The organism is Prosthecodimorpha hirschii (assembly GCF_001305515.1).
Classification (GTDB): domain Bacteria; phylum Pseudomonadota; class Alphaproteobacteria; order Rhizobiales; family Ancalomicrobiaceae; genus Prosthecodimorpha; species Prosthecodimorpha hirschii.
Window position 1 is genome coordinate 5396487 of record NZ_LJYW01000001.1, and the last position, 26806, is coordinate 5423292.

At 69.5% G+C, this 26806-nt stretch carries 25 protein-coding genes; 15 read left to right on the forward strand and 10 right to left on the reverse strand.

Going from position 1 to position 26806, the window contains the following annotated elements:
• Nucleotides 1-227: 227 nt before the first annotated feature.
• The 5 genes from ABB55_RS23690 (at nt 228) to ABB55_RS23710 (ending at nt 5523) form a co-directional block, all read left to right on the forward strand.
• The gene (locus ABB55_RS23690; RefSeq protein ID WP_054361018.1) at nt 228-1115 is read left to right on the forward strand and encodes a cation diffusion facilitator family transporter; all 888 of its coding nucleotides are present in this window, start codon (nt 228-230) and stop codon (nt 1113-1115) included.
• A gap of 47 nt (nt 1116-1162) precedes the next feature.
• Nucleotides 1163-1864, forward strand: coding sequence for a J domain-containing protein (locus ABB55_RS23695; RefSeq protein WP_054361019.1), 702 nt, complete (start codon nt 1163-1165; stop codon nt 1862-1864).
• A 31-nt stretch (nt 1865-1895) separates the two neighbouring features.
• Nucleotides 1896-2756 (forward strand): peptidoglycan recognition protein family protein, encoded by an 861-nt coding sequence (locus tag ABB55_RS23700; protein ID WP_054361020.1) that lies wholly within the window; start codon nt 1896-1898, stop codon nt 2754-2756.
• A gap of 11 nt (nt 2757-2767) precedes the next feature.
• Nucleotides 2768-3778, forward strand: coding sequence for a lytic transglycosylase domain-containing protein (locus ABB55_RS23705; RefSeq protein ID WP_054361021.1), 1011 nt, complete (start codon nt 2768-2770; stop codon nt 3776-3778).
• A 776-nt stretch (nt 3779-4554) separates the two neighbouring features.
• A complete protein-coding gene (locus ABB55_RS23710) occupies nt 4555-5523 on the forward strand; it encodes a transglycosylase SLT domain-containing protein (protein WP_054361022.1) in 969 nt (322 codons plus the stop codon).
• Nucleotides 5524-5560: 37 nt separating this feature from the next.
• Here the strand turns inward: ABB55_RS23710 and alr are convergent, their stop codons facing one another.
• From alr to ABB55_RS23725, 3 genes are all read right to left on the reverse strand, one after another.
• Nucleotides 5561-6685: an alanine racemase gene (alr, locus tag ABB55_RS23715; protein WP_054361023.1), complete on the reverse strand. Its 1125-nt coding sequence runs from the start codon at nt 6683-6685 to the stop codon at nt 5561-5563.
• Nucleotides 6686-6823: 138 nt separating this feature from the next.
• Nucleotides 6824-7165 (reverse strand): CopM family metallochaperone, encoded by a 342-nt coding sequence (gene copM / locus ABB55_RS23720; RefSeq protein WP_083464193.1) that lies wholly within the window; start codon nt 7163-7165, stop codon nt 6824-6826.
• 230 nt (nt 7166-7395) lie between these two features.
• Complete coding sequence (locus ABB55_RS23725) at nt 7396-8025, reverse strand: hypothetical protein (RefSeq protein ID WP_210168260.1); 630 nt, start codon at nt 8023-8025, stop codon at nt 7396-7398.
• Nucleotides 8026-8115: 90 nt separating this feature from the next.
• On the opposite strand from ABB55_RS23725, the gene ABB55_RS23730 reads away from it, so the two are divergent.
• The 4 genes from ABB55_RS23730 (at nt 8116) to ABB55_RS23745 (ending at nt 12736) form a co-directional block, all read left to right on the forward strand.
• Entirely contained in the window at nt 8116-9603 is a 1488-nt protein-coding gene (locus ABB55_RS23730) for a replicative DNA helicase (protein WP_054361025.1), read from the forward strand.
• The gene (locus tag ABB55_RS23735; RefSeq protein ID WP_054361026.1) at nt 9600-10124 is read left to right on the forward strand and encodes a GNAT family N-acetyltransferase; all 525 of its coding nucleotides are present in this window, start codon (nt 9600-9602) and stop codon (nt 10122-10124) included. Before ABB55_RS23730 ends, ABB55_RS23735 begins: the two co-directional genes overlap by 4 nt.
• Nucleotides 10125-10470: 346 nt before the next feature.
• A complete protein-coding gene (locus ABB55_RS23740) occupies nt 10471-11745 on the forward strand; it encodes an amidase (protein ID WP_054361027.1) in 1275 nt (424 codons plus the stop codon).
• 298 nt (nt 11746-12043) lie between these two features.
• Entirely contained in the window at nt 12044-12736 is a 693-nt protein-coding gene (locus ABB55_RS23745; RefSeq protein ID WP_054361028.1) for an SDR family oxidoreductase, read from the forward strand.
• A 565-nt stretch (nt 12737-13301) separates the two neighbouring features.
• Here ABB55_RS23745 and ABB55_RS23750 read toward each other — a convergent pair.
• On the reverse strand, nt 13302-13763 hold the full coding sequence (locus ABB55_RS23750; protein WP_244472109.1) for a MarR family winged helix-turn-helix transcriptional regulator: 462 nt from the start codon (nt 13761-13763) through the stop codon (nt 13302-13304).
• 173 nt (nt 13764-13936) lie between these two features.
• Here ABB55_RS23750 and ABB55_RS23755 point away from each other — a divergent pair, with 173 nt between their 5' ends.
• Together ABB55_RS23755 and ABB55_RS23760 are read left to right on the forward strand one after the other, a co-directional pair.
• The gene (locus ABB55_RS23755) at nt 13937-14893 is read left to right on the forward strand and encodes an alpha/beta fold hydrolase (RefSeq protein ID WP_054362268.1); all 957 of its coding nucleotides are present in this window, start codon (nt 13937-13939) and stop codon (nt 14891-14893) included.
• 31 nt (nt 14894-14924) lie between these two features.
• Entirely contained in the window at nt 14925-16142 is a 1218-nt protein-coding gene (locus ABB55_RS23760) for an ABC transporter substrate-binding protein (RefSeq protein WP_054361029.1), read from the forward strand.
• Nucleotides 16143-16328: 186 nt separating this feature from the next.
• Here ABB55_RS23760 and ABB55_RS23765 read toward each other — a convergent pair whose 3' ends face one another.
• The 4 genes from ABB55_RS23765 to ABB55_RS23780 all read right to left on the reverse strand — a co-directional run bounded on the left by ABB55_RS23765 (nt 16329) and on the right by ABB55_RS23780 (nt 20282).
• Nucleotides 16329-16616, reverse strand: coding sequence for an acylphosphatase (locus ABB55_RS23765; protein ID WP_054361030.1), 288 nt, complete (start codon nt 16614-16616; stop codon nt 16329-16331).
• Nucleotides 16617-16925: 309 nt separating this feature from the next.
• Entirely contained in the window at nt 16926-17627 is a 702-nt protein-coding gene (locus ABB55_RS23770; RefSeq protein WP_244472110.1) for an HAD hydrolase-like protein, read from the reverse strand.
• Complete coding sequence (locus ABB55_RS23775; protein WP_054361031.1) at nt 17624-18607, reverse strand: aldo/keto reductase; 984 nt, start codon at nt 18605-18607, stop codon at nt 17624-17626. Before ABB55_RS23775 ends, ABB55_RS23770 begins: the two co-directional genes overlap by 4 nt.
• Before the next feature lie 157 nt (nt 18608-18764).
• Entirely contained in the window at nt 18765-20282 is a 1518-nt protein-coding gene (locus tag ABB55_RS23780; protein ID WP_054361032.1) for an alkaline phosphatase family protein, read from the reverse strand.
• Between the two features lie 277 nt (nt 20283-20559).
• Here ABB55_RS23780 and ABB55_RS23785 point away from each other — a divergent pair, with 277 nt between their 5' ends.
• The 4 genes from ABB55_RS23785 to ABB55_RS23800 all read left to right on the forward strand — a co-directional run bounded on the left by ABB55_RS23785 (nt 20560) and on the right by ABB55_RS23800 (nt 24980).
• Nucleotides 20560-21678 carry an extracellular solute-binding protein gene (locus ABB55_RS23785; protein ID WP_054361033.1) on the forward strand — a complete coding sequence of 373 codons (1119 nt, stop codon included), beginning with the start codon at nt 20560-20562 and terminating at the stop codon, nt 21676-21678.
• 371 nt (nt 21679-22049) lie between these two features.
• Nucleotides 22050-23138 (forward strand): ABC transporter ATP-binding protein, encoded by a 1089-nt coding sequence (locus tag ABB55_RS23790; protein ID WP_054361034.1) that lies wholly within the window; start codon nt 22050-22052, stop codon nt 23136-23138.
• A complete protein-coding gene (locus tag ABB55_RS23795) occupies nt 23131-24171 on the forward strand; it encodes an ABC transporter permease (RefSeq protein ID WP_054361035.1) in 1041 nt (346 codons plus the stop codon). Before ABB55_RS23790 ends, ABB55_RS23795 begins: the two co-directional genes overlap by 8 nt.
• A complete protein-coding gene (locus tag ABB55_RS23800) occupies nt 24168-24980 on the forward strand; it encodes an ABC transporter permease (RefSeq protein ID WP_054361036.1) in 813 nt (270 codons plus the stop codon). Before ABB55_RS23795 ends, ABB55_RS23800 begins: the two co-directional genes overlap by 4 nt.
• A gap of 54 nt (nt 24981-25034) precedes the next feature.
• Here ABB55_RS23800 and ABB55_RS31170 read toward each other — a convergent pair whose 3' ends face one another.
• Nucleotides 25035-25169 (reverse strand): hypothetical protein, encoded by a 135-nt coding sequence (locus tag ABB55_RS31170; RefSeq protein ID WP_276326412.1) that lies wholly within the window; start codon nt 25167-25169, stop codon nt 25035-25037.
• A gap of 361 nt (nt 25170-25530) precedes the next feature.
• Nucleotides 25531-26790 (reverse strand): type III PLP-dependent enzyme domain-containing protein, encoded by a 1260-nt coding sequence (locus ABB55_RS23805; RefSeq protein WP_054362270.1) that lies wholly within the window; start codon nt 26788-26790, stop codon nt 25531-25533.
• Between the last annotated feature and the right edge of the window lie 16 nt (nt 26791-26806).

Genomic DNA, 26806 nt, shown 5'->3' on the forward strand with positions numbered 1-26806 from the left:
ACCGTTGTCTGTGCAACTCGTTCGCAGGTGCAAAAAAAGAGGTTGAACTCTTTCTTTTTCTTCGCCATTCCCTCGCCGCAGGCGGTTTGATCGAGGGGTCGGCGCCGGTGCCCATGAGGGCATGATGCGGTCCTGAGCGGCCGTGTCATGCCCTTCCGTCATTGGGGGCGCGGATGGGGCGGCACGGGCCGCCCCGGACGGAACCCGTCGCAAGCGAGGATGGCGTCATGACCACGACCGGCAAGATTGCGTTCGGCAGCATCGTGGTCGGCGTCGTGGTGCTGGGCCTCAAATATCTGGCCTATCTGTGGACCGGATCGATCGCGCTCTATTCGGATGCGCTGGAGAGCGTGATCAACGTGGTCGCCGCGGTGGCGGCCTTCATCGCCGTCAGCCTGTCGGCCAAGCCGGCCGATCGCAACCATCCCTACGGCCACCACAAGGTCGAGTATTTCGCCGCCGTGCTGGAAGGCGCGCTGATCCTGATCGCGGCGCTGTCGATCGCGCGCGAGGCCTGGGGCGCCTATGTCGACCCGAAGCCGCTCAATGCCGACTGGCGCGGCCTGGCCGTCAACGTGGCGGCGAGCGCGATCAACGGCCTGTGGTGCTGGCTCCTGATCGGCTACGGCCGCCGCAACCGGTCGCCGGCGCTGATCGCCGACGGGCGTCATCTCTTGACCGACGTGGTCTCCTCGGTCGGCGTGCTCATCGGCGTCGGCCTGGCGGTGGTGACCGGCTGGCAGGTGCTCGACCCGCTGCTGGCCGGTCTGGTGGCGATCAACATCCTCTGGTCGGGCTGGAGCCTGGTCACCGAATCGGTCGGCGGGCTGATGGATGCGGCGGCGGCGCCGGACATCCAGGAGAAGATCCGCAAGGCGGTTTCGACCCACGGGGAGGGCGCCATCGAGGCCCACGACCTCAGAACCCGCCATGCCGGCCGCGTCACCTTCGTCGACTTCCACCTGGTCGTGCCCGGCGGCATGACGGTCTCCGACGCCCACGACATCTGCGACCGGATCGAGGACGCGATCGAGGCCGACGTGCCGGATTCGATCGTGACCATCCACATCGAGCCGGAGGAAAAGGCCAAGCATCACGGTATCGTGGTGCTCTGAGGCCGGTCCGGGCCTCGCATGGATGCGCTCTGACGGGGGAACGGGACGTGGCGATCTGGACTGCCGTCAGCGATGTGGTCGCCGCGCTCGGCCAGGCGACCGGGATCGTGCCGCTGATCGATCGGCTGGTCACGGCGATCCGCCGGCTCGGGGCCGATTCGAAGCCGGTCGCCTTCACGGTCGCGCTGATCGCGCTCTCCGCCAAGATGGCCAAGGCCGACGGAATCGTCTCCCATGACGAGGTCGCGGCGTTCCGTCGCGTGGTCGAGATCCCGCCCGGCGAGGAGGCCAACGTGCAGCGCCTGTTCGATCTCGCCAAGGCCGACGTGGCGGGCTTCGAGCACTATGCGGCGCGCATGGCCGACCTTGCCGAGGGCGACGGCATCTTCCTCGCCGATGTGCTCGACGGGCTCTTCCACATCGCCACCGCGGACCTCTTCGTGCACCACCTGGAAATCGCCTATCTCGAACGGGTGGCAGAGATTTTCGGGCTGGACCGGAACGCCTTCGAGCGTGCCGCCGCGCGCCATGTCCGGCTCGGCGGACCCGACCCCTACCGGGTGCTCGGCCTCGCCCGCGAGGCGACCGACGAGGCGGTCAAGCGGCGCTGGCGACAGCTCGTGACCGAGAGCCATCCCGACCTGCACTTCGCCAAGGGGGTGCCGGAAGAGGCCCTGCAACTGCTCACCGACCGGGTCGCCGAGCTCAATAAGGCCTACGAAACCATACGGGCCGAACGGGGGATGTGAATTTCGTCGTTCATCGGTTATTAAGGTGTGGATGACCGTCGAGATCGCACCATCGATCGAGCAACCCGACACGGGCCTCGTCCAGGATCTCCGCCCCTCGCCGAACCACGGCGAGCGCAGGGGGCATGCCCCTATCGACACCCTGATTCTCCATTACACCGGCATGCCGGCCGGTCGCGGGATGGACATGGCCGAGCGCGCCATCCGCTGGCTGGCCGCGCCGGAGAGCCAGGTCTCCTGCCATTACGTCGTCGCCGAGGACGGCCGCATCACCCAGATGGTCGCCGAGAGCCGGCGCGCCTGGCATGCCGGCGTCTCGTCCTGGATGGGCGACAGCGACATCAATTCCCGCTCCGTCGGCGTCGAGATCGCCCATCCGGGCCATCCCTGGGACCTCGCCAAGGCGCCCGACGCCGACCCGCGCGATCCTGCGCCGGTCCATCCGGGCTATGGCGATTTCCCCGCCGTTCAGATCGACGCGGTGACCCGGCTCGCCGCCGACATCGTCGCCCGCAACGGCATTGCGGCCGAGCGCGTGCTGGCCCATTCCGATGTGGCTCCGGGCCGCAAGCGCGATCCGGGCGAGAAGTTTCCCTGGGCGCAGCTGGCTGCGTCCGGCGTCGGGCTGTGGCTCGACCCCGAACCGGTCGGCGGCGGCCGGTTCATGACCCGTGGCGACCGGGGCGAACCTGTCGCCGCCATGCAGGCCCTGTTCGGCCTGTTCGGCTACGGCATCGAGATCGACGGCGTGTTCGACGAGCGCACCGCCGACGTGGTTGCCGCTTTCCAGCGCCACTGGCGCCCCGCCCTGGTCGACGGCGTTGCCGACCAGTCCACCGTAACGACCCTCCACCGGCTCCTGCGTGCCTGCCGGTTGGCGGACGCAGCGTGAGGGCACGAGCCATGGCTTTTTTCCCCGTTCCCCGTGCCGGTTTCGCCCTTGTCGCGACGGGCAGTCTGGCAATCGCCGGCGGCGCCGTCGCGGCGGCTGCCCTGGCCGATCTCGGCGGCCCCGCGCGGGCGTCGCGGGTCGGCATCACGGTGCAGACCGTCAAGGTCGACGGCGAAGGCTGGGCCATCCGCACCGGCGACGTGTCGGCGGCGGTGCCTGAAATCGCCGTGCCGCCCTCGGGACGGTTCGCGGCGGCGTCGGCCGATGCCACCGTGTCCGCCTTCGCGGCCTTCGATCTCGGCGGCGATGCCGCCGGCGAGCCGGCCGGGCATCCGGTGGCGGGCGCGGCCCGCTTCGACGAGGTGTTCCAGGCCTTCGACGGCGCGAGTGCGCGCTTCACCGTGCTGCCGGTGGCGACCGCCCCGACGCTCGCCTTCCGCACCCCGCGGCGCAAGCCGACCGAGACGGCCGGCGAAGTCCAGGTCGCCTCGCTCGCCATGCCGGCTCCGGCCGCCGCCGCCCGTCCCAATGCGCCCGCCGAGGCCGCGCCGATCCTGGCCGAGGGCATGCCGCGCAAGATGCCGAAGGGCGCCGCGCCCTATCTCGACATCATCAAGCGGGAAGCCGCCGCCAACGGTGTGCCGGTCTGGGTCCCGCTCGGCGTGATCTGGGTGGAAAGCAAATACGATCCCAACCTGCGCGGCACCCATTCGGTGGTCGGCCTGATGCAGGTGATGCCCTCGACGGCGCGCTATCTCGGCTATCGCGGCTCCAACCAGGACCTGCTGAAGCCCGAGGTCAACGTGAAATGGGGCATGAAGGAGCTGGCCAAGGACCTGCAATACGCCAAGGGCGAATTGTGCCTGGCCGTCGCCAAGTACAAGGGCGGCTTCATGACCAAGACGATCAATGCCGGCGCCCGCCGCTATTGCGACCAGCTGCGCGCCGTGACCGGCATGGACGGCGTCAACTACGTCAAGCTCGGCGCGCCGCTCTACGACACCAAGACGGCCTATCGCTAGGCGCCGAAATCGGACATTTGCGGTCCGCGACTGTCGGATCGAATGGGCTGCCGGGTCAAGGCGTAGGGGATTCGGATTGACGTGACGGATGGGGCCATCCGTCTCGATCGAACGGCCGGGACTTGACGGGCGCGGGCAGGCGCGTCCCGACCGCTCTCGTCATGCACCTGATCGACAGGCCTGGCCGGGTGCGATCGTCCGGATCGCCACGGTGATCAGGGTTCGGATCGCGTCGGTTCGAGCCGGGCCCAGACCGGTCCGGCCATCGCGCGCCGGCCTCATCCGGACTGATCGCCCGCGGGCGGGCGCCTCTCCCAGCCAGCATCGGGCCTCCGCAGGGCGGGTCTCACAGACCGTCTCGCCCGCCATGGCGCGGCTCTCCCGGTCAGCCCAGGTCCCGACCCGATTCTCCTGAGAGTGTCGCCACGCCTGCCCGACGGGCCGGGCAACCGCTTGCGGCGACGGGGCGATGCGTCCGCAGCACAGCGGCAAAACATTCGCCCACGGTGGCGCTCAAGCCGCGATTCCGCCGGATTCACCACGCGCCGCCCGCAATGATTCCTCATTCGGTCCGCCTTGCCGCACGATTCACGGTCTCTTCTGGCGCGATACCACGGTCGGTGCAGGGGCTCTGAAAGGCTTGCGCCGTTCAGGCCGCCCGCCCGCCTCCGCGCCCGACGCGAGGGTCGGGCGCCCGGTCCGCGCGGGACGACCGGATCCGATCGGATCCGGCCGCCGGGCTCCCGCTGCCCGACCCAAAACGAGGGGACCTCGACATGCTCACGCCGATCAAGCTCGGACTGGCTGCCGGCGCCGCGGTTGCGGCGGCGGTGCCGGCCTCGGTCATCCTGGTCGAAACCTTCGACCCGATCGAGCCGGCTGCGACCTCGGTGGTCGTGTCCGCGACGCTGCCGAAAGCCCAAGGCCGGGCGGATTTCGACGATCCGGCCTTCCGGCCGGGGCCGACTGGCGCGGCCGCGCCCGGCTTGCCGACCGGTGCCGCCGCGCCCGGCGTGGTGGCGCCGCGGCTCGCCACGACCGGGTCCGGAAGCGGATCGGCGCCGAGTGCCGACGCCCAGATCGCCGCGCGCGTCGCCGCCGGCTTCGACGCCGTCGCCGCGCCGCCGCCGTCGGCCGCGCGGATGCTGCTGCCGCCCGGTCCAATCGCCCTCGGCAAGCCGGCGCCGGACCTGCCGGCGGGCGTCACGCGCGAGCCGCCGGTTCCCGAGGCCGAGCCCGTTCCGTTCGCCCTGGCGGCGGTCGACAGGATCGACGTCGATGCGTCGCCGGCCGATCCCGCCGCCCGCGCCCTCGAGCGCGCCACGCCGACGCCGAAGCCGACCCGGGCGGCCGCCGGCGAGCCGGACGACGGCCGCGTCCGATCCCTGATCGAGCGCGAGGCGGAGGCGCTCAAGGTGCCGCCGAAGCTGGCGCTGGCGGTCTTCGTGACGGAAAGCGGGCTCGATGCCGGCAAGCGCGGCCCGGACGGGCGCATCGGCGTGACCCAGGTCAGCTACCGCATCGCCAGGGCGCTCGGCTACCAGGGCAGCGAGAAGGCCCTGTCGGATCCGGAGACCAACATCCGCTGGGGCATGAAATATCTCGCCGGCGCCTACAAGCGCGCCGACGGCGACATCTGCCGCACGACCATGAAGTTCCAGGGCGGCCACTATGTCGAGAAGCAGACGCAGCTGCATCTCGCCTATTGCGGCCGGGTCAAGCAGGCGATGGCGTCGCTGCCCTGACGGCCGCCGGTCGGGGCGTCCGGACGGCGGCGCGTCGTCAGGCTTCGTCCAGATAGACCCGCCGATAGCGCCGGCCGAGGCTGGTCAGCACCTCGTAGTCGATCGTGCCCATGGCGGCCGCGATCGACGTGAGCGGCACATGCGGCCCGATCAGTTCGACCCGCGTGCCGCGATGGGCCTGCTCGTGATCGGTCACGTCGACCGCCATCAGGTCCATCGAGATGCGGCCGACGACCGGTGCCGGGCGGCCCTCGATGGCGACGTGGCCGCCGGGCCGAGCGTCGGTCGACGAGGCGAGGCGGTGGTAGCCGTCGGCATAGCCGACCGACAGGATGGCGATGCGGCTGTCGCGCGGAAGCGTCCGGGCCGCGCCGTAGCCGATCGGCTCGCCGGCCGGCACCGGCCGGACGCGCAGGATCGGCGCGTCCAGCCGCACCACCGGCATCATCGGCGAGGGGCGCCCGGCCTGCACCGCGCCGCCATAGAGCGCGACGCCCGGGCGGACCAGCCCGAAATGGAAGTCCGCCCCGGCGAAGATGCCGGCCGAATTGGCGAGCGAGGCCGGCACGCCCGGAAAGAGCGCCGTCGCGGCCCGGAAGCGGGCCAGTTGCCGGCCGATCAGGGCATGGCCGGGCTCGTCTGCGGTGGCCAGATGGCTCATCACCAGCGCCAAGGCGACGGCGGCGCGCCGGGTGGGGTCGGCTGCCAGGCGCTCGGCTTCCGCCTGCGTCAATCCGAGCCGATTCATGCCGGTATCGATATGCAGCGCGGCGGGCAGGGGGCGGCCGGCGCGTGCGCCCGCGGCGGCCCAGTCGTCCCATTCTTCCGGCGAGCCGAGCACCGGGCGGATGCCGGCGTCGGCGATCGTATCGACCCAGCCGGGCAGCAGGCCGTTGAGGAGATAGACGGTCGCGTCGGGAGCGACGGCGCGCAGGCGCAGCGCCTCCTCGGGCAGGGCGACGAAGAAGGTCAGGCAGCCCGCATCGTGCAGGCGGCGGACGACGGGTTCGAGCCCGAGCCCGTAGGCGTCCGCCTTGACGGCCGCGGCGCATTCGGCCGGTGCGGCGCGGGCGGCGAGGTCGCGCCAGTTCGCCTCGAGGGCGGCGAGGTCGATCGTCAACCGGGCGCCGGCGCGCCCGGCATCAAGGACATGATCGTGCATCGCACCTGGGTGCCCCCGGGGCGCGGGCCTGTCAACCCGGCACCCCGGCGGTGCTGCGGAACGGCCCCCATGCGGGCGGGCGGCGAACCCGTCCGGGCGCCGTCCGTCCGCCTCAGGGAGCACGGCCGGCGTGGGGCCTCAGCGCGCGTTCTTGGCGAGCCAGTCCTTCATCATCGCGATCTCGCCCTCCTGGGCCTTGATGATCTCCTCGGAGAGCTTCTTGATCTTGTCGTCGCGGCCGAAGGCGAGCTGCACCTTGGCCATGTCGATCGCGCCCTGGTGATGGGCGATCATGCCCTTGACGAAATCGATGTCGGCATTGCCCGAGAAGGCGATGTCCATGCCCTCGTGCATCTTGGCATTGACCGCCGCGAAGGCGAGGCTGGACGGGCTGGTGTCGCCCTTGGGCTTGGCGGCGGGGGCACCCGCCATGGCGCCGTGACCTGCGCCGTGCATGCCGCCATGGCCTTGCATCGGCATGCCAGGGGATTGGGCGAAGGCCGCAGTGGCGAGGGGGCCGACGGCGAGGAGGCCCAAGGCGAGCGCGGTGGCGGCGAGGGTGGTGGTCTTCATGTCTGAAACTCCGCAATCGGGTTGGGAGGCGGCCGGCCGCGCGCGGACCCGGCGGGAACGGCCGGGACTGTCCGACAGGCGCGGATGCTTCGGTCCGCCGGGATGACTGTTAGGTTCGGGAGAATGGTGCCGCAGGCTTAGCGACGGGGCGGCGGCACGGCCGGTTCGGCGTCGAGCGAGGCGAGCCTGAGGGGCGCCACCGGCGCGGTCCGGGCCAGGACATGCGCGGCGGGTCCGAGGACGGGATGGGCATCGGCCAGGACCGAGCAGTGCAGCACGCAGGCGAGGCCGGCGATCATCCGCGCCGGACCCGGCTCCGGCGATGCAGGCCGACCCTTCTCCGCCGCGACGGCGCTGCCGTGATCCGGCGGGGTCGTCGCGGCCTGGACCATCGCGGCCGGGGTCATTGCGGCCGGCGCGGCGGGGGCCCCCGCGGATGCCTGATGTCCGGCGTGCTGATGGCCTTGATGCCGGTGCCCTGGCGGGCCGGCGGCTGCATGCAGGGACGCGGGCGCCGGAATCGCCAGCGCGTGGCAGGCGGCCAGCGCGGTCTGCGCCTGGGCGAGCATCGGCGCGACGGCGAGCACCAGCGTGATCGCCAGCATCGCGATCCGCCGCAGGATGTCGGTGTGCCGTTGCCGCATGCTCTGAGATGTAAGCTCGGGGGCCAGAACCGCAAGCCCGATTCGCATACCGGCGGACCTGGCCTCGATCCGTCGGCGGGGCGCCGGGCGGCAGCGGTCAAGCGCCGTCGTGGCGGCGCGCAAAATACCTGTGGATCGGCCTGTATAAGCGGCCGCCCGCTTCAAAGCCGTCAACGAGCCGTTAAGAAGGCTCCGAGAGAACCGGGATTTCAGATGAAACTGCCCATCCGCCGCGTCGAGCAGGAACCGACCCTGGAGCGCCACGCCCCGCACAATGCGGAGGCGGAGCGGCAGCTGCTCGGCGCGATCCTGGTCAACAACGAGACCTTCTACCGGGTCTCCGACTTCCTGGAGCCGCTGCACTTCTTCCTGGAGCCGCACCGGCAGATCTACGAGCGCGTCACCCAGCTGATCCGCGCTGGCAAGGTCGCCTCGCCGATCACGGTCAAGACCTTCTTCCCCGCCGATCACCAGATCGCCGACCTGTCGGTGACGCAGTATCTGCTGCGGCTGGCCTCCGACGCGACCACCATCATCAATGCCGAGGATTACGGCCGCCTGGTGCGCGACCTCGCCATGCGCCGGAACCTGATCCGCATCGGCGAGGACATGGTCAACGTCGCCTATGACGCACCGGTCGACCGGCCGCCGCGGATCCAGATCGAGGATGCCGAGCGGCGGCTGTTCGAACTGGCCGAGACCGGCCGCTACGACGGCGGCTTCGTCTCCTTCGCCGACGCCCTCAAGGGCTCGATCGACATGGCGGCGGCGGCCTTCCAGCGGCAGGGCAAGCTGTCCGGCATCTCGACCGGCATTTCGAGCCTCGACCGCATGATGGGCGGCCTGCAGCATTCCGACCTGATCGTGCTCGCGGCCCGCCCGGCCATGGGCAAGACCTCGCTCGCCACCAACATCGCCTTCAACATCGCCGCCGCCTTCCGCGCCGAGGAGCAGCAGGACGGCAGCTACAAGACCATGGACGGCGGCGTGGTCGGCTTCTTCTCGCTCGAAATGTCGTCCGAGCAGCTCGCCACCCGCATCATGTCGGAGCAGACGGAGATCCCGTCCAACAAGATCCGGCGCGGCGACATCACCGACATGGAATTCGAGAAGCTGGTCGGCGCCTCGCAGATGATGCAGCAGATCCCGCTCTATGTGGACCAGACCGGCGGCATCTCGATCGCCCAGCTCTCCGCCCGCGCCCGCCGGCTGAAGCGGCAGCGCGGCCTGGACGTGCTGATCGTCGACTACCTGCAGCTCCTGACCGGCTCCAAGCGCACCGGCGAGGGCCGCGTCCAGGAGATCACCGAGATCACCACCGGCCTCAAGGCGCTGGCCAAGGAACTGTCGGTGCCGATCCTGGCGCTGTCCCAGCTCTCCCGCCAGGTCGAATCGCGCGACGACAAGCGCCCGCAGCTGTCCGACCTGCGCGAATCCGGCTCGATCGAGCAGGACGCCGACGTGGTCATGTTCATCTACCGCGAGGAATACTACCTGAAGAGCAAGGAACCGGCCGAGAAGGGCTCGGAAGCCTGGTTCAAGTGGGAAGCCGACATGAACCGCATGCGCGGCGTCGCCGAAGTCATCGTCGGCAAGCAGCGCCACGGCCCGACCGGCACGGTCGAACTGCACTTCGCCGGCGAGTACACCCGCTTCTCCGACCTGATCCGCGACGAACAGCTGCCGGAGCGCATGGGGTGAGCGCGGCCGAGCCTGCGCCGGCCCCGCTTCGGGCCGACGCTTACGATCTCGGATCCTCCCTCCGGCTGGTCCCCGTCGACTGCCACGAGGCTGCGCTCGGGCTCGCGCTGGCGGCGATCGACCCCTGGGCGCGGGTTGGGCGGCCGGCGGCCTCGCTGGAGGCCTATTGGCGGCGGCGGGATCCGACGACCTTCAGGTTCGCGATCCTGGCCGACGGTGCGCTTGCCGGAGCGGTCGCGGTGCGTGATCCGTTCATGCGCGGGCCCTATCTGGAGCTTCTCGCCGTGCTGCCGGCTTTTCAGGGCCGCGGCATCGGGCGGGCGGTGATGGACTGGCTGGCCGGGGAGGGGCTCAAGGCCGGCGGCACCAATCTCTGGCTCTGCGTCTCCGACTGGAACGCGCCCGCGCGCGCCTTCTATGAGGGGCTCGGCTTCGAGGCGGTCGGGCCGATCCCCGATCTCGCCGTGACCGGCACGACGGAAATCTTCCTGCGCCGTCGGCTTGCGGCGCCGGGCGCCTGAAAGCCAGGGCCGCCGGGTGGGTCGGGACCTCCGGGGTGGTCGGGACCCCCGGCCGTTCGGGCCCCCGGGGTTGGTCGAGACCCCCGGGCCGCTCGGGACCCCGGGCCGTTCGGGACCTCCGGGGTTGGTCGGGACCCCCGGGCCGTTCTGGACTTCCGGGTTTGGTCGAGACCCCCGAGGCCGACGGACCCCCCCGGGGCTGGTCGAGACTTCCGGGCCGTTCGAGACCCCCGGGTCCGCCGGAGACCGCGCATTGGCGCGGCGGGAGGGGTTGTCCGGAGGTGGCGCTCCGGCCGCTGGCGTGGCAGACATCGCCTCCGTCCGCCGCCTTGAGGAGAATGTCGCCATGTCCGGATCGCGCTTTCCCGCGCCTGTCTCCGCCGTCGCCGTCGCCGCCGCCGTCGAGGCCGGCCGGACGACCGCCGCCGCAGCCATCGAGCGGTCGATCGCGGCGGTCGAGGCGCATGACGAGATGCTGTCGGCCTTCGTCACGACCGGCTTCGACGAGGCCCGGGCCGCGGCGGCGACCTCGGGTCCGCTGGCCGGGCTGGCGCTCGGCGTCAAGGACATCATCGATACCGCCGGCCTGGCGACCGAGATGGGCTCGCCCCTCTATGCCGGCAACCGGCCGCGCGCCGACGCCCCGGTCGTCGCCCTGGCGCGGCGCGCCGGCGCGGCGGTGATCGGCAAGACGGTGACGACCGAGTTCGCCTATCTGCAGCCGGGGCCGACGCGCAATCCGGCGCGGCTCGACCATACGCCCGGCGGCTCCTCATCGGGCTCGGCGGCGGCGGTGGCGGCCGGCCTGATCCCGCTCGCCTTCGGCACCCAGACCGGCGGTTCGGTCGTCCGTCCGGCCGCCTTCTGCGGGGTGGCGGGGTTCAAGCCGTCGTTCCGGCTGATCCCGACGGTCGGGGTGAAATGCTTCTCCTGGTCGCTCGACACGGTCGGCGTGTTCGGCGCCGGCGTGGCGGACGCGGCCTATTTCATGGCCGCGCTGACCGGCCGCGACCTGCGCGTCGACGGCCGCGACCCGGCCGCCCCGCGCATCGGCCTCGTGCGCACGCATCTCTGGGAGGAGGCGAGCGGCGAGATGCGCCAGGCGGTCGAGACCGCCGGACGGCTGGCGGAAGCCGGCGGCGCGCGCCTCGTCGACATCGAGCTGCCCGGCCTCTTCGCCGATGCCTTCGCGGCCCATCAGGTGATCCAGGACTTCCAGGCCGCGCAGGCGCTCGCCTGGGAATACGATCATCACGCGCAGGCGCTGAGCCCGATCCTGCGCGATGCCCTGGCGCTCGGACGGATGTTAAAGCCCGAGGACTACGACCGCGCCCGCCGCACAGCCCGGCAGGCCCGCCTGGCGCTCAGGGATCTCTTTGCCGATATCGACGTCATCCTGACGCCGTCGGCGCCCGGTGCCGCGCCGGAGGGGCTCGCCACCACCGGCACGTCGATCTTCAACCGCCTGTGGACCCTGATGGGCACGCCGGCCCTCAACGTGCCGGGCCTGACCGGCGCGGGCGGCCTGCCGCTCGGCGTCCAGATCGTCGCCCCGTTCGGCCGCGATCGCGCCTGCCTCGAAGCGGGTCGCTTCCTGGAGCGGCAACTGTCCGCGACCTGACCGGTCTCGGAAATTTGCCGGCGGGAATCGATGCGGGCCTGTTCCACCGGGGCCATCCACCGACTACGGTGGGATTTCTGTGTCGTCGCGGCCACGCTTGCGCCGCCGTCCATGTCCTCAGGGCACGGTGATCCGACAGCAGAGGTGGCCGAGGGCGCTTTGCGCTATAAGTCCGATCCAAGGCTCGCGCCGTCTCGTCCGGATAGGCCGGAGGAAAGGGACGCGGTGCCGGTCAAGACGAGAGAAGCATGGGCGGCCCGACGGCCGTACCGGCTCGAAGGCGTGTCGGAGGCACGGCGTGGCTGAGGTCCTGATCACGGGAGCGAACCGAGGCATCGGTCTGGCGCTCGTCAGGAGTCTCGCCATGCGCGGAGACCGCATCCACGCGACCTGCCGGCGGCCGGCCGAGGCCGTCGACCTGAAGGCGCTCGCCGCAAGCCCCGGTTTCGCCGTCGAGGTGATCGGCATGGACGTCGCCGACCCGGTCTCGATCCGGGCGGCCGCCGCCGCGCTCGCCGGCCAGCCGATCGACATTCTGGTCAACAATGCCGGCGTGCTCGGTCCGGAGCGTCAGTCGACGCTCGACATCGATTTCGACGGCTGGCTCCGGACCTTCGAGATCAACACCATCTCGCCGCTGCGCGTCGTGCAGGCCTTCCTGGCCAATCTCCGCCTGTCCGCCGCCGCCAAGATCCTGACCGTCTCCAGCCGGATGGGCTCGCTCGCCTACAATCGCTCCGACCGGATCGCCTACCGCTCCTCGAAATCGGCGGTCAACAAGGTCATGCAGGGCCTTGCTACCGATCTGCGCGGGGAGGGGATCGCGGTCTCGGTGGTGCATCCCGGCTGGGTCGCGACCGACATGGGCGGCACCGGCGCCGACCTGTCGCCGGATGTCAGCGCGGCGGGAATCGTCCGGGTGATCGACAAGATGCGGGCCAAGGACAGTCCGCGCTTCTACAACTACGACGGCTCCGAACTGCCCTGGTGAGGCCGCCGCCACGCAGAATCGTTGCTGCACTGCAGCATGGTCTAAGCGTCAATCTCTGTGGCACAAATCTGGCGGACCCGGGCGTCATGGCCCAATCTCCGCCACATCGCGCGGCGGCGCACAAACTTTTTTGCTTCGTTGCGGCCGCGCCACGCCTTAAGGTCATCCCATCGGAGAACGACTGCGGAGGCCACTCATGACCATGACCCGTAGCATGGAGTTCTTCATGATCTGCGCCGCGTTCGCGTTTGTTGGCGCAGTTCTGGTTGGAGCGCTCTGAAGGGGGCGTCCCGACGGCGGAGACGGGGCACCAGCGGCGGCGGTCCCGGACCCAACAAGAGCCGGTCAAGGCACCATCGGTTGGATGGAAGAGAATCAAGCAAATCGGCCGGTTCCGCCCCCTGGATCGGCCGATTTCGCTTTTCGGCGGCCGCGTTCATGCCGCACTGCGTCAAGCGGCGCCGCCGACCCGGCAGCGGAAAGCCGGCAGTTGAAAGCCGGCAGCGGCAAGCCGGCCGTGGCGACCGGCCGCTACAGTTCTCTGACCGCTACAATTCTCCGGCCACTACAATTCTCCGGCCGCGGCCCAGTCCGGCACATGCGCGGCGAGCTTGTCCAGGATGCGCTCGAAACTGCGTCTTTCGGCGGCCGTGAGGCAGGCGAGCATCGCCTTCTCCCGCTCGCGCAGCATCGGGATGTAGCGCGCATAGAGCGCGCGGCCGGCCTCGGTCATGAACAGGAACTGCCGCCGCCGGTCCGCCGCGTCGGCCTCGCGGCGCAGCAGCCCCTTCTTCTCCAGGGCCAGGATGCCGCGGCTGATATTCGCCTTCAGATGGCCCGAGAACTCGCAGATGTCGCTCGCCGTCACCCCCTCCCGGTAGTTCAGGACGATCAGGGTCACGATCTCCGGGCGCGTGATGCCGAACTCGGTTTCGATCCGCCGGAAAGACGGTTCGCGGTAGAAGTTCAGCACATAGCCGATCTTGTAGGCGATCGCGATTTCGGTGCCGCCCAGCACGCCGGCCATGCCGGGACTGCCCTGCGCCGGGTCGTCGGGCAAAGAGGCCGGCGGGGAGTTGGTCTCATCTGCGATCGATAATAGTCTCATATGAGACATTACTCTTGCGGTTTCGGAGGCCGCATCCTAGCATCGCGCCCGATCACAAGAAACGATCCGCAGAGATCGAAGGGGAGGGGATGATGGGCGAGGCTCCGGAAGGGGCGGCGGTCCCGGCGGCCGTCGAAGGCGCACGCGCGCGGTGCTTCTATTCCGGCACCAGGCGCCACCCGGTCTATGTCGACCGCTTCTTTCCGCCGTCCGCAGCGGCCGGGCGCCTGCCGCTCGTCATGCTGCATGGCGGCGGTCATACCGGCACCTGCTGGATGGCGACGCCCGACGGCCGACCCGGCTGGGCGCCGATTTTCGCCGCCGGCGGGCGGGACGTGTTGGTGGCCGACTGGCCCGGTCACGGCCGCTCGCCCATGGCGGCCGATTTCGCCGGCCTCGGCACCGAGGACATCGCCCGCGCCCTGCTGGCCGTGCTCGAGGATGTCGGCCCCGCGATCCTGATGACCCATTCGGCCGCCGGTCCGATCGGCTGGTGGATGGCGGAGCAGCGGCCCGACCTCGTCGCCGCCATCGTCGGCATCGCGCCGGGGCCGCCGGCCAATCTGCTGCCCGATCTGCCGGGGGATCCGGCCGCCATCCTGGCGCTCAAGGACGACGAGAGCGTCGGCTGCCCGGTCTACGCGCCCGAGGACCGGCCGGTCTGGTTCGGCGAGGCCTTTGCGGCCGCCTACTGGGCGAATGCCCCGCGCTTCCCGCAGGCCGGCCTCGCCGCCTATCTGCGCTCGATCGTCCCGGAGAGCGCGCGCGTGCTCAACGAGCGCTTCAACATCGGCGGGCGCGGCCTGCGGATCCGCGATCCGGCCAACGTCGCCGGCCGGCCGATCCTGATCGTCACCGGCGACCACGACCGCCGCCACCCGCGGGCCGTCGATGGCGCGACCGCCGCCTATCTCGGCGCCACGTTCCTCTGGCTGCCGGATCACGGCATCACCGGCAACGGGCACATGATGATGATCGAGGACAATTCCGATGCGATCGCCCGCCTGATCGGCCAATGGCTCGACGGGCTGCCGGTCGATCGGGCCTGAACGACCAAGAAGCACCAAGGGAGGATATGTCATGAAGCCGGCACTACTTGCGGCAGGCCTGGCCGGCCTGCTGATGACGCCAGCCGCCGAAGCGCAGGTAAGCGGGGACGTGGTCAAGATCGGCGTTCTGACCGACATGAACGGCGTGACCGCGGACATCACCGGCAAGGGCTCGCTCGCCGCCGCCGAGATCGCCGTCGCGGAGTTCGGCGGGACGGTGCTCGGCAAGCGGATCGAGATCGTCTCGGCCGACCACCAGCACAAGGCCGATATCGGCACCGGCATCGCCCGGCGCTGGTTCGATGTCGATGGGGTCGACGCGATCGCCGACGTGCCCAATTCGGGCGTCGCGCTGGCCATCCAGGACCTGGCGCGCGAGAAGAAGCGCATCGTGCTCTATTCCGGCGCCGGCACCACGGCGCTGACCAACGACCGCTGCTCGCCCTACGGCTTCCACTGGACCTACGACACCTACGCGGTGTCGCACGGCACGGCCTCCGCGGTGGTGAAGGCCGGCGGCACGTCCTGGTTCTTCCTGGCGTCGGACTACGCCTTCGGGCATCAGCTGCAGGCCGATGCCACCGCGGTCGTGACGGCGGCCGGCGGCAGCGTGAAGGGGGCGGTGCGCCACCCGCTCAACACGGCCGATTTCTCCTCCTATCTGCTGCAGGCGCAGGCGTCCGGCGCCAAGGTGGTCGGCCTCGCCAATGCCGGCAACGACACGGTCACGGCGATGAAGCAGGCCAACGATTTCGGCCTCGTCCAGGGCGGGCAGAGCCTGGCGGCGCTGATCCTCTTCCTCCAGGACATCCACGGCCTCGGCCTCGCCGCCGCGCAGGGCACCTACCTGACCACGGCCTCCTATTGGGACCTGAACGACGAGACGCGTGCCTGGTCGAAAGGCTTCATGGCGCGCACCGGCATGATGCCCTCGATGCTGCATGCCGGCGTCTACGGCGCGGTGCGGCACTATCTGAAGGCCGTCGCCAAGGCCGGCACCGACGATGCCGACAAGGTCGCGGCCGCGATGCGCGAGATCCCGGTCGACGATCTCTTCTCGCAGGATGCCCGCATCCGTCCGGACGGCCGCGTGACGCGGACCATGTATCTGGCCCGGGTCAAGGCGCCGGCCGCCTCGAAATATCCGTGGGACTATCTGGAGATCGTCCGCAAGATCCCGCCGGAGGAGACCGTCTGGCCGCTCGCCGACAGCAAGTGCCCGCTGGTCAAGGCGGCCGACAAGGGCTGAGGGCCGGGCCGGTCCGGCCGGCACGAACGGCGCAGCGGCGGCCCGTCTCGACGACGGGTCGTCGGCACCCGACGCACCCGACGCTCCCGGCGGCTCCGGCCGTCGCGGGCGTGGCCCCTCGGAATGGCGCGCGTCTGGGTGGCGGCGGCGGGATGGTGGGCGTCGGTACCGCGAGCGGTCGGCCGGTCAGACCGTCGGGCGGATTTCGAAGTCCGCCGGAAGGCCTTCGGGTGTCTCGATCTCCTCGATCGCGATGTCGGTCACCTCGGCGCTGCGCGGTCCGTGCCGCAGCCGCTCGACCAGTTCGGCGACCGCCGCGTCGGTCCCGGACAGGACGGCTTCGACCGTCCCCTCGCGCCGGTTGCGCACCCAGCCGGCCAGGCCCGCCGCGACGGCCTTGCGCCGGGTCCATTCGCGATAGCCGACGCCCTGCACCCGGCCCGACACCGTCGCGTGCACCGTTCGATCCGCCATGCTGGCCTGCTCCCCGCTGGTGGCCGCCGTCAGAGCGTCGTCCGACCTGAAGGGCTCGGACAATGCTCTGGATGTTTTTGTTTGCGCAAGCTTTTTTCGATCAGAGCTGGTCGCTCCGATCGGATCTTGCTCTAGCAGGCTGCTGAAAATCACTCCGAACCCGCCATTCTGTCATCCCCGGGCTCGTCCCGGGGATCCAGTGCGATGGCCAAGTCCTTGGAAAGTCTGGATCCCCGGGACAAGCCCGGGGATGACAGAGTTGAAACGACCCGCGTCTGATCGCGTTCCGACGTGTTTTTCAGCTATCTGCTAGACGCCCGCCGCCGTCCTGGCGACCGTCACCCAGTCTTCCGGCGTCGCCACGATCGCCGCGGCGCCGGCCGACGTCAGTTCCGCGCGTCCGCCATAGCCCCATGCGACCCCGATGGTCGGAATGCCGTGGGCGGCGGCGCCGAGGCAGTCGTGCTTGCGGTCGCCGACCATGGCGAGGCGCCCGGCGGGAAGGCCGCGATCGGCCAGGATATGGGCGATCAACTCGGCCTTGTTGCCGCGCGAGCCGTCGAGTTGCGAGCCGTGGGCGGAGGCGAAATAGCCGGCGAGCCCGAAATGCTCGAGGATCTCGATGGCGTGGGCTTCCAGCTTCGAGGTCGCGAGATGCAGCGTCAGCCCGGCTGCCTTGAGCGCGGCGAGCGCCTCCGGGATGCCCGGATAGACGGCATTCTCGAACTTGCCGACCGCGCCGTAGCGGGCCCGGTAGGCGGCGACGCCGGCCCACACGGTCGCCTCGTCGGCGCCGGGCGCGACGCGGCGGATATTCTCGAACAGCGGCGGCCCGATCGCCCAGGCGAGATCGTCGGCCGGCGAGACCGGGTATCCGATCGCCGCCGCGGCCTCGCGCAGCGAGCGCGTGATGCCATCGAACGGGTCGGTCAGCGTGCCGTCGAGATCGACCAGCAGGGCCTCGATACGGCGGCCTTCGAGGGAGAGCGGGGCCGCGGCCGGCACGGTCACTGGTGGCCCTGTACGGCGCGCGGCGCGTAGGGCTCTTCCAGGGCCGCGATGGTCTCGGCATCGAGCGTCACGTCGAGCGCGGCGACGGCGTCGTCGAGATGGTAGGGCTTCGAGGCGCCGACGATCGGCGCGGTCAGACCGTCGCGCGCCAGCACCCAGGCGAGCGCCAGCACGGTCGGCTTCAGGCCGAGCTTCGCGGCGGTCTCGTCGAGCCGGTCCTTGACCCGATAGTCCTGCTCGGTGCCGAAATAGCCCTGCGCCAGGGTGTCGACCTTGGCGCGGGTCGAGGCCTCGCCGTCCTTCGGCCGGTTGCCGGCCAGGAAGCCGCGGGCGAGCGGCGACCACGGGATCAGGCCGATGCCCTCCTCCTGGCAGAAGGGGATCATCTCGCGCTCCTCCTCGCGATAGGCGAGGTTGTAGAAGTTCTGCATCGAGACGAACTCGGCCCAGCCCTTGGCGCGCTGGGTCATGACCATGCGGGCGAACTGGCGTGCCCACATCGACGAGGCGCCGAGATAGAGCGCCTTGCCGGCCTTGACCACGTCGTTGAGCGCGTCGAGCGTCTCCTCGATCGGGGTCGCATAGTCGAAGCGATGGATCTGGTAGAGGTCGACATAGTCGGTGCCGAGCCGCTTCAGGCTGGCGTCGATCCCCTCCATGATGTGCTTGCGCGACAGGCCCTTGCCGTTCGGCCGATCGTTCATCGGCAGGCAGACCTTGGTGGCGATGACCACGTCCTCGCGCCGGGCATAGTCCTTCAGGGCCCGCCCGACGATGCGCTCGCTCTCGCCGCCGCTGTAATAGTCGGCGGTGTCGAACATGGTGATGCCGAGTTCCAGCGCCTTGACGATGAAGGGACGCGACTGCTCTTCGGTCAGGACCCAATTCCAGCCGCGCCAGGTCGGGTCGCCATAGGTCATGCAGCCGAGGCAGATGCGCGAGACTTCCAGGCCGGTCCGGCCGAGGCGGGTGTATTTCATCGTCTGAAACTCCTGAACCGGCGGCACCATAACGGGAACAGCCCGCGGAGTGAACCGCAGCCCGGGTATGCGCGGTGTGGCGGCGGCCTGGGCGGCCGTGGGAAAGGCCGTGGCGGGCGAGGCTGCGCCGGGCATCGCGGCGCAGCCACGGTGTCGACTATTCCGCCCGTCCGTCGACCGGTCCGGCCTCCGTCAGTTCGATGCCGCTCAGGCGGCGGTCGAGGTGGCGGGCGCGCCAGGCGAGCATGCGTTCGGCATAGGCGATGCGGACGGACTGGTAGGCCGGGTCCTCGGCCAGATTGACCAGCTCGGCCGGGTCGTTGGCGATGTCGAACAGGAGCGGCGGCAGGCCGGCGAAGTGGACATATTTGAAGCGCTCGTCGCGGATCACCGCCAGCGCGCAGTCGTCGAAGCCGATGCCGAGATGCTTCGCCGGGCGCTGGCTGGCCCCGTCGCGGAAATCGAACTCCCAATGCACCTCGCGGCGGGGCTCGGCGGGAGCGCCGCCGTCGAGATAGGCGGTCAGCGGGCGGCCGTCGAGATGGTTCGGGACCGCGCCGCCGAGGAGGTCGACGATGGTCGGCATCAGGTCGACCGCCTCGGTGAAGTCCTCGACCACCCGGCCGGCGCTCGCGCGGCGGCCCGGATCGCGGATGATCAGCGGCACCGCATAGCTCTGATCGTAGAAGCCGAGCTTGCCCCACAGGTGATGGTCGCCGAGCTGTTCGGCATGGTCGGAGGTGACGATGAACAGGGTGTCGTCCCACTGGCCGGCCTTCTCCAGGATCGACCGGATGCGGCCGATCTGGGCATCGACCTCGCTGACCATGCCCCAATAGGTCGCGCGCACCTGGCGGGCGTCAGCCTCCGAGCCGTCGGTGGTCGGGCCGGGCGGGCCGTAGATGCGCTCATGCTTGCGCAGGGCCTCCTGGACGTAGCGCAGATAGGGATGCTTCTGCGCCTCGACCTCGAAATGCGCGGCGCGGGCGAAGGCCGGGCCGGAGGCCGGATCGTACATCGAGCAGTAGGGCTCGGGCACCACGAAGGGCGGATGCGGCATCAGGAAGGAGAGATGGCAGAACCAGGGGGCGCGCTGCTCGGAGACCCAACGCTCGAATTCGCCGACCAGGAAGGCGGTCTGCGTCTCGTCGGCACCGTAGCGCGGCGGCTTGCCCCAGAGCGCCGGCTCGCCGTCGGCGGGCATGTAGACATTCTGCCAGGAGCCGGGGATGTCGACGCCGCGGGCGGCGAGCCAGGACAGCCAGGGACCGGGATATTCGGGCAGGAAGGTCCGGACCGTCATGCCCGGCAGGATGCCTTCGTAGGTTCGCAGCCACGGATCCTCGGGCACGGTCGAGCGCGGATCGAGGCCGGTATCGGTATAGCCGAACAGGGTCGGGTCGTAGCCGAGCGCGCGCATCGCCTGGGCGAGGGTCAGGTGCCGGGCGTCGAGCGGCGTGCCGTTGCGCACCACCCGGTTGGTCATCTGGTAGAGGCCGGTATAGAGGCAAGCCCGCGCCGGGGCGCAGGGCGCGGCCTGGGTGAAGTGCCGGGCGAAGCGCACGCCCTCGGCGGCCAGCCGGTCGATATTCGGCGTCCGGACGACCGGATGGCCGGCCGCGCCGACGCAATCGGCACGCCACTGGTCGGCCGTGATGAAGACGACATTGCGCATCGGTGTCACTTGTCCTCGGTTTGCGCGGATTGCTCCGTGCGATCGCTTGCCCAGCATCGGGACTCGATCCTATCGTCGTTCCGGTGTCATCGGCATTTCAGCGTCGACCACTAGAGCATCCCGGGATCGGACAGAATCGCCCGGTCGCGTTTTGGATGCTCCGGAACCAAAGAGAGAGCGCCCGCTTCCGTCCAACCGGACGCAAGGGCGCTCGCGGGGAGGAGCACTCGGGGCGGTCGCCCGCGCGATCGGACCGGGAAGGCCATGGAGGACTATCATGATCAACCGTCGTTCCCTGCTCAAGACCGGGGCTGCCGCCGTGGCCTTGCCGGCGATCCTGCGCGCCCACGACGCGCTGGCCACGTCCGGCTCGGTCAACGTGTTCGCCTGGGGTGACTATTTCGACAAGAACACCATCCTGGCGGATTTCGAGAAGAAGACCGGCATCAAGGTCAATCTTTCGACCTTCGGATCGAACGAAGAGGCCGAGAACAAGCTCCGCGCCGCCGGCGCCAAGGGCTTCGACATCGTGACGCCCTCGGTCGATACCGGGCCGAACTACTACAAGGACAATCTCCTCGCCGAGATCGACGAGAAGAAGTTCAACGTGGCGGCGGTGGTGCCGTCGATCTACCGCAACTCGATCACGCTCGGTGCGACCAATCGCGGCAAGCGCTATCTGGTGCCGTTCGACTGGGGCACCGAGGCGATCACCTATGACAGCGCGATCCTGCCGAAGAAATCCGGCGAACTTTCCTATGCCGACCTCTGGGCCGACGGCCTCGACAAGAAGGTGGCGCTGCGCCAGAAGTCGATCTTCACCTCGATCGCCATCTATCTGGACGCCACCGGCCAGCTGAAGACCAACCGCGCGCTCGACATGTACAAGTCCGAGGATGATTCGCGCCGGATCTTCGAAGCCTGCCTGAAGTTCGCCGTCTCCAAGAAGAAGAATTTCGGCGCCTACTGGAACAACGCGACCGAGGCGACGGCGGCCTTCACCGACGCCGGCTGCGTGATCGGCCAGACTTGGGATACGACCGGTATCCTCCTGAACCGGAAGACCAACAAGAAGTGGAAATACGGCATGCCCAAGGAGGGCGGCCTCGCCTGGACCGACACCGTCGCGATGCCGGCCGGCGCCGCCAATGTCGAACAGGCCTATGCCTTCATGAACTACATCTTCACGCCCGAGACCGGCGGCGTCTTCGCCAACACGACCGGCTACAATTCCTGCGCGGTCGGCGCCGAGAAGTATCTGAGCGACGAGGCCAAGGCGGCTTTCGAGATGGCCTATGCGCCGGGCACCATCGACAATCTGTGGTGGTGGCCGATCATGACGCCGTTCTTCAGCAAGCTGCGCGGCGAATATGTCGAGAAGCTCACCAACGCCTGACCGGCGCGGGCTTCGGTCATGTCGGATCGGCACGGGGCGGAAACGCGTCCGGCCCGTGCCTCGTGGTTCGATCGGGACGGATGGTTCCCATCCGTCTCGCGAACCCGAACCACTCGCTCTTTGACCGCGTGCGTCCTCGCGGGGGCGTTTGGCCGGCGGCGGCCGCGCCTGGCCGGCCTCCCGGCGCGGGCCGGTGGTGCGGTCCTGCGGGGGTGGCCCGCCGTCGCGGCGTTCGGGCGGTCTTTCCTCAAGGTCCGGAATTGAACACAGTCGGCCATCGGCCCGCCGCGGACCGCCTCCAGGCAGCCGCGGAACGGCCGATGGTTACACCTCGATCGGACGTGGCGTCCGTCGGGCGCTCGGGGGGGCTCATGGCAACGCATGGCAGGGACGTTCACCTCAAGGCCGTGTCGGTCACCTTCGGCACCTTCACGGCCGTGGCGCCGAACCACCTGGAGGTCAAGGCCGGCGAGTTCTTCTCGATTCTCGGGCCGTCGGGCTGCGGCAAGACCACGCTGCTGCGCGTGATCTCGGGCTTTCTGTCGCCGACGGCGGGCCGCGTCCTGATCGGCGGCACCGACATGACCGATCTCGGCCCCAACGAGCGGCCGACCGCGCTGATCTTCCAGAATCTGGCGCTGTTTCCGCTGATGACGGTCGCCGAGAATGTCGCCTTCGGGCTCGAGGCGCGCGGCGTCGGCCGCAAGGAGCGGCGGCGGCGGGCGGACGAACTGCTCGACCTGGTCGCGCTGTCCGGCATGGGCGACCGCATGCCGGGGCAGTTGTCCGGCGGTCAGCGCCAGCGCGTCGCCGTGGCCCGCGCCCTGGCGGTCGAACCGGCCGTCCTGCTCCTCGACGAGCCGCTGTCGGCGCTCGACCTGAAGCTGCGCCAGCACATGCGCGCGGAGCTGAAGACGATCCAGCGCCGCACCGGCGTCACCTTCATCTACATCACCCACGACCAGTCCGAGGCGCTCGCCATGTCGGATCGGATCGCGGTGATGAATGCCGGGCGGATCGAGCAGGTCGACACCCCCGACCGCCTCTATGCGCTGCCGGCGACGCCCTTCGTGGCGGGCTTCGTCGGCGAGCAGAACAGCTATCGCGGCCGTGTCGTCGAAACGGCGGACGGCTATGCGGCCGTCGATACGCCGATCGGCCGGATCAGGGGACGCGCCGCCCAGCCGGTCGCGGTCGGTGCCGCGGCCCTCGCGATGGTCCGGCCGGAACGGGTCGGCCTGGTCGGCGACCGGGAGACCGCCAACCGCTTCGAGGCGCATCTGACCAACCGCGTGCTGGAAGGACCCGTCGTCACGCACGAATTCGCCATGGACGGCGGCACCATGGTGGCGCAGGCGCCGAATCTCGGCATCCGCTCGCACTGGCTCGCCTCCGTCCACGCCATCGGCTTCGATGCCGACGATGCGGTCGTGTTCCCGGTGGAGGCGTCCGATGCGTAAGCTCGTCGACGCCTACGGCGCCGGGATCACCACGGTGCTGCTGCTCCTGGTGGCGATCTGGACCCTCGGCATGGTGATCGCCCCGCAGGCGACCATGCTCGACCAGTCCTTGTGGTCGCTCGAACGCGGCACCGCCGACCTGACCGTCGAGATCGACCGCACCTACAACGAACTGTCGACCGCCAAATACGATTACGAGCACAGCAAGGACGCCGAGGCGCGGCTCGCGCTGGATATCCGCATCCAAGGCCTGACGCAGAAGATCGCCGAGCTGGAGCTCAAGGAAAAGCGGCCGGACAAGGTCTATGGCCTGCAGAACTATACGCGGATGACCGACATCCACCTGCAGATCTTCATGAAGACCATCTTCTATGCCGTGATGGTCACGCTGCTGGCGCTGGTCGTGTGCTATCCGGTCGCCTATATGGCGGCGCTCGCCTCGTCGGGCCTGCGCGCGACGCTGCTGCTGCTCGCGCTGGTCATTCCCTACGCGCTGAACGAGCTTCTGCGCATCTACGCCTGGCTGATGATCCTCGACTACCAGGGCGTGATCAACGGCGTGCTGGAGTGGTTCGGGGTGACCGACCTGGCCGCGCGGCGCTGGATCCCGTTCCTGGAAAGCCCGGCGGCGGTGTTCATGGCCATGGTCTACACCTACGTCCTGTTCATGGTCTTCCCGATCTACAACACGCTGGAGACGCTCGACCGCAACCAGATCGAGGCCGCGCGCGACCTCGGCGCCTCGGTCCCGCGCATCCACGCCCGGGTGATCATCCCGCATGCCAAGCCCGGTATCGCGGTCGGCTGCATCATGACCTTCATGCTGTCGGCCGGCTCCTATTCGGTGCCGCAGATCATGACGCGCGGGCAGGGCGGCGACTGGTTCAGCCAACTCGTCTACCGGCAGTTCTTCGAAGCCAACAACTGGAATATCGGCGCGGCCTATGCCTTCTCGCTGCTGGCCGCCTGCATGGTCTTCGTGTTCCTGGTCATGACGGTGTTCGGCATCCGGCTGAAGGATATCGCGCGATGACCCGGTCCGAAGGACGCGCCGCCCGCATCGTGCTCGACGTCTATATCGGGCTGTTCCTGGTCTATCTGTTCGCGCCGCTGGTGGTCATGTCGGTGGCGGCGTTCAACGCCTACCCGTATCCGTCGGTGACGCAGTGGCGCGGCTTCACGCTGGAGTGGTTTCCGGCGCTGTTCCGCGACGAGCGGCTGATGCGCGGCCTGTTCAATTCGATCGTGATCGCGCTCGGCGTGATCGCCTTGTCGATCCCGTTCGGCCTGGCCGGCGCCCTGGTCCTGCATCGGCTGCAGTCGCGCGCCGGCGGGCTGCTCTATGCCATCATGGTCTCGCCCGTGCTGATGCCGGGCCTGATCATCGGATTGTCGACGCTGATCTTCTGGCGCCATTTCAGCGTGCCGGGCGGGCTGTTCCTGGCGATGGTCGCCCAGGCGAGCTTCATCGCCTCCTACTGCATGCTGATGTTCCTGGCCCGGCTCGAACGCTTCGACCTGACGCTGGAGGAGGCCGCGCTCGATCTCGGGGCCTCCAAGTTCATGGTGATGCGGCGGATCCTGTTTCCCTACCTGCGTCCGACCGCGATCACCGCCTCGGCCATCGCCTTTCTGCAGTCCTTCGAGAACTACAACACCACCGTCTTCTCGATCGGCGGCGACTGGACGCTGGTGACCGAGGTCGGTTCGCGCCTGCGCTTCGGCCTGTCGCCGGTGGTCAATGTCGTCGGCGTGGTCTTCGTCGTGCTGACGGTCGCCGTCGCGACCCTCTATGTGCTGCTCAGCCGGCGCCACGTGGCTTCGGATGCGCGCGCGTCTTGACCGGCGGAGCGGCCTGCCCGGGCAGCGCCCGGACGGTACCCGGACGGGGATCGATCAACGCTTGTCCTGCCGCGAGTCATCGGTCCCGACCGGCTTGCCCGTGCCGGTCATCGTGGCCAGCCGGTTCAACAATGCGGTCATCCGCTCCGGCATTGCGCTGGAATCGGCCGGCGGATAGATCGTTCGCATTCTCAAGCTTAGCTTTAGTTCTTCTGGCTTATTCATTGGCCACATGGTTCGGCTCCATCGTGAAACTTATCAATACAACACTCCGGAGCCAGGATGGTTTCCGCCCGCCCGCCGCAGCGGCGTCACGTCTGTGTGTACAACTTGTGGTGCGGCCGTCGGTATCGAAGGGGCGCTCTCGATCGGGCGCTCTCGATCGGGCGCCATTGATCGGGGAGGGATCATGGCGAACGGCCGGGAACCGGCGCGGCGGAGCTGCGTTGTCTGATCGACGGTAGTGGCGGGCGGCATTTCGAGGCGTCCGCAGGCCCGGCGCTCTCCCGCAAGGGATCGAGCGCCGGGCCTTTCTTCTTCTGCGACCGGCTCAGACGGCTTCGGTGCCGCTGACCGGCTCGACGGTCGCCTCGCCCCAGGTCTCGACATTGGCGAAGCCTTCCAGACCGTCGCGATCGTCCTCGAAAGGATGTTCGACCTCGACGATGGTGTCCGGATAGAAGCCGTTGAAGCGGGTCCTGAGCGACAGCGAATAGGCGCCGATATGGCCGATCTCGATGAAGTCGCCGGTATCGACGGATTCGGGCAGCCAGAACGGCCGGGACAGGATGTCGACCGAATCGCAGGTGACGCCGCAGATGCGGAAGTCGTCGAGCCGGTTCGGGTCGCCGGTGCGGCGCTTGCGGGCCGGATCGGGGATCAGGCGGGCCGGCAGCGTGATCTTGCCGGTCCAGCTGTCCGACAGCGATCCCCAGATGCCGTCGTTGATGTAGAGCCGCTTGCCGTCGCGCAGCAGCACCCGCACGATCACCGACAGCGAGCGGGCGACGATGACCCGGCCCGGTTCGGCCACCAGCGGCAGATCGCCGAAGCCGTGGCGGCGCAGATCCGCGCCGATCTCGCCGATCAGCGAGACCGGATCGGGCACCGGGCGCTGCGCGCCGCGCGGATCGCGGCCGTAGGGGGCGGGGAAGCCGCCGCCGATGTCGAGCCCGACCAGCGCGACCCCGGCCTGCGCCCGCACCTGCGCGGCGACCTTCAGGGCCGCATCATAGGTCTCGACATCCTCGACCTGGCTGCCGACATGGAAGCACAGGCCGACGCGGAAGCCCTGGCGGTCGATCCGCTGCACGAGTTCCACCGCCTCGCGCGGGGCGGCGCCAAATTTCTTCGACAATTCGTAGGCGGCCGCGCCGCGGGTCTGCAGGCGGACGAACAGGCTGACCTCGCCCGGGTCGATGTCGAAGGCCTGCACGATGCGCTGGATCTTGTCGAACTCGACCGGATGGTCGAGCGACAGGGTGCGGATGCCGAAGCCTTCGAGCGCCAGGCGGATGTCGGCCTGCGCCTTGACCGGGTGCATGTAGAGCTGTTCGGCCTTCGGGGCGACGGCGGCGACCGCCTCGAACTCCGCCGGCGAGGCGACATCGAACGCGGTCACGCCGGCCGCCGCGATGGTCTCCAGGACCATCGGTTCGCCGTTGGTCTTGACCGCATAGGCGGTCTTGCCCGGAAAGGCCTTCAGGAAGGCCCGGGTATCGGCGTAGAGCACCGAAGGCCGGAAGCAGTAGACCGGGTGGTCCGGGCGCAAGGCCAGCGCCGCCTCCCGGCCGCTGGCAAACCGCTGCATCACCTGTCCGTTCACG

Bases quoted from the DNA above. Each gene is read 5' to 3' on its own strand.
- ABB55_RS23805 (WP_054362270.1), bottom strand. From the start codon at position 26,790: ATGCAGCGGTTTGCCAGCGGCCGGGAGGCGGCGCTGGCCTTGCGCCCG.
- ABB55_RS23700 (WP_054361020.1), top strand. From the start codon at position 1,896: ATGACCGTCGAGATCGCACCATCGATCGAGCAACCCGACACGGGCCTC.
- ABB55_RS23775 (WP_054361031.1), bottom strand. From the start codon at position 18,607: ATGAAATACACCCGCCTCGGCCGGACCGGCCTGGAAGTCTCGCGCATC.
- ABB55_RS23765 (WP_054361030.1), bottom strand. From the start codon at position 16,616: ATGGCGGATCGAACGGTGCACGCGACGGTGTCGGGCCGGGTGCAGGGC.
- ABB55_RS23710 (WP_054361022.1), top strand. From the start codon at position 4,555: ATGCTCACGCCGATCAAGCTCGGACTGGCTGCCGGCGCCGCGGTTGCG.
- ABB55_RS23755 (WP_054362268.1), top strand. From the start codon at position 13,937: ATGGGCGAGGCTCCGGAAGGGGCGGCGGTCCCGGCGGCCGTCGAAGGC.
- ABB55_RS31170 (WP_276326412.1), bottom strand. From the start codon at position 25,169: ATGCGAACGATCTATCCGCCGGCCGATTCCAGCGCAATGCCGGAGCGG.
- ABB55_RS23760 (WP_054361029.1), top strand. From the start codon at position 14,925: ATGAAGCCGGCACTACTTGCGGCAGGCCTGGCCGGCCTGCTGATGACG.
- ABB55_RS23790 (WP_054361034.1), top strand. From the start codon at position 22,050: ATGGCAACGCATGGCAGGGACGTTCACCTCAAGGCCGTGTCGGTCACC.
- copM (WP_083464193.1), bottom strand. From the start codon at position 7,165: ATGCCGATGCAAGGCCATGGCGGCATGCACGGCGCAGGTCACGGCGCC.
- alr (WP_054361023.1), bottom strand. From the start codon at position 6,685: ATGCACGATCATGTCCTTGATGCCGGGCGCGCCGGCGCCCGGTTGACG.
- ABB55_RS23740 (WP_054361027.1), top strand. From the start codon at position 10,471: ATGTCCGGATCGCGCTTTCCCGCGCCTGTCTCCGCCGTCGCCGTCGCC.
- ABB55_RS23785 (WP_054361033.1), top strand. From the start codon at position 20,560: ATGATCAACCGTCGTTCCCTGCTCAAGACCGGGGCTGCCGCCGTGGCC.
- ABB55_RS23705 (WP_054361021.1), top strand. From the start codon at position 2,768: ATGGCTTTTTTCCCCGTTCCCCGTGCCGGTTTCGCCCTTGTCGCGACG.
- ABB55_RS23750 (WP_244472109.1), bottom strand. From the start codon at position 13,763: ATGGCCGGCGTGCTGGGCGGCACCGAAATCGCGATCGCCTACAAGATC.
- ABB55_RS23780 (WP_054361032.1), bottom strand. From the start codon at position 20,282: ATGCGCAATGTCGTCTTCATCACGGCCGACCAGTGGCGTGCCGATTGC.
- ABB55_RS23795 (WP_054361035.1), top strand. From the start codon at position 23,131: ATGCGTAAGCTCGTCGACGCCTACGGCGCCGGGATCACCACGGTGCTG.
- ABB55_RS23730 (WP_054361025.1), top strand. From the start codon at position 8,116: ATGAAACTGCCCATCCGCCGCGTCGAGCAGGAACCGACCCTGGAGCGC.
- ABB55_RS23800 (WP_054361036.1), top strand. From the start codon at position 24,168: ATGACCCGGTCCGAAGGACGCGCCGCCCGCATCGTGCTCGACGTCTAT.
- ABB55_RS23690 (WP_054361018.1), top strand. From the start codon at position 228: ATGACCACGACCGGCAAGATTGCGTTCGGCAGCATCGTGGTCGGCGTC.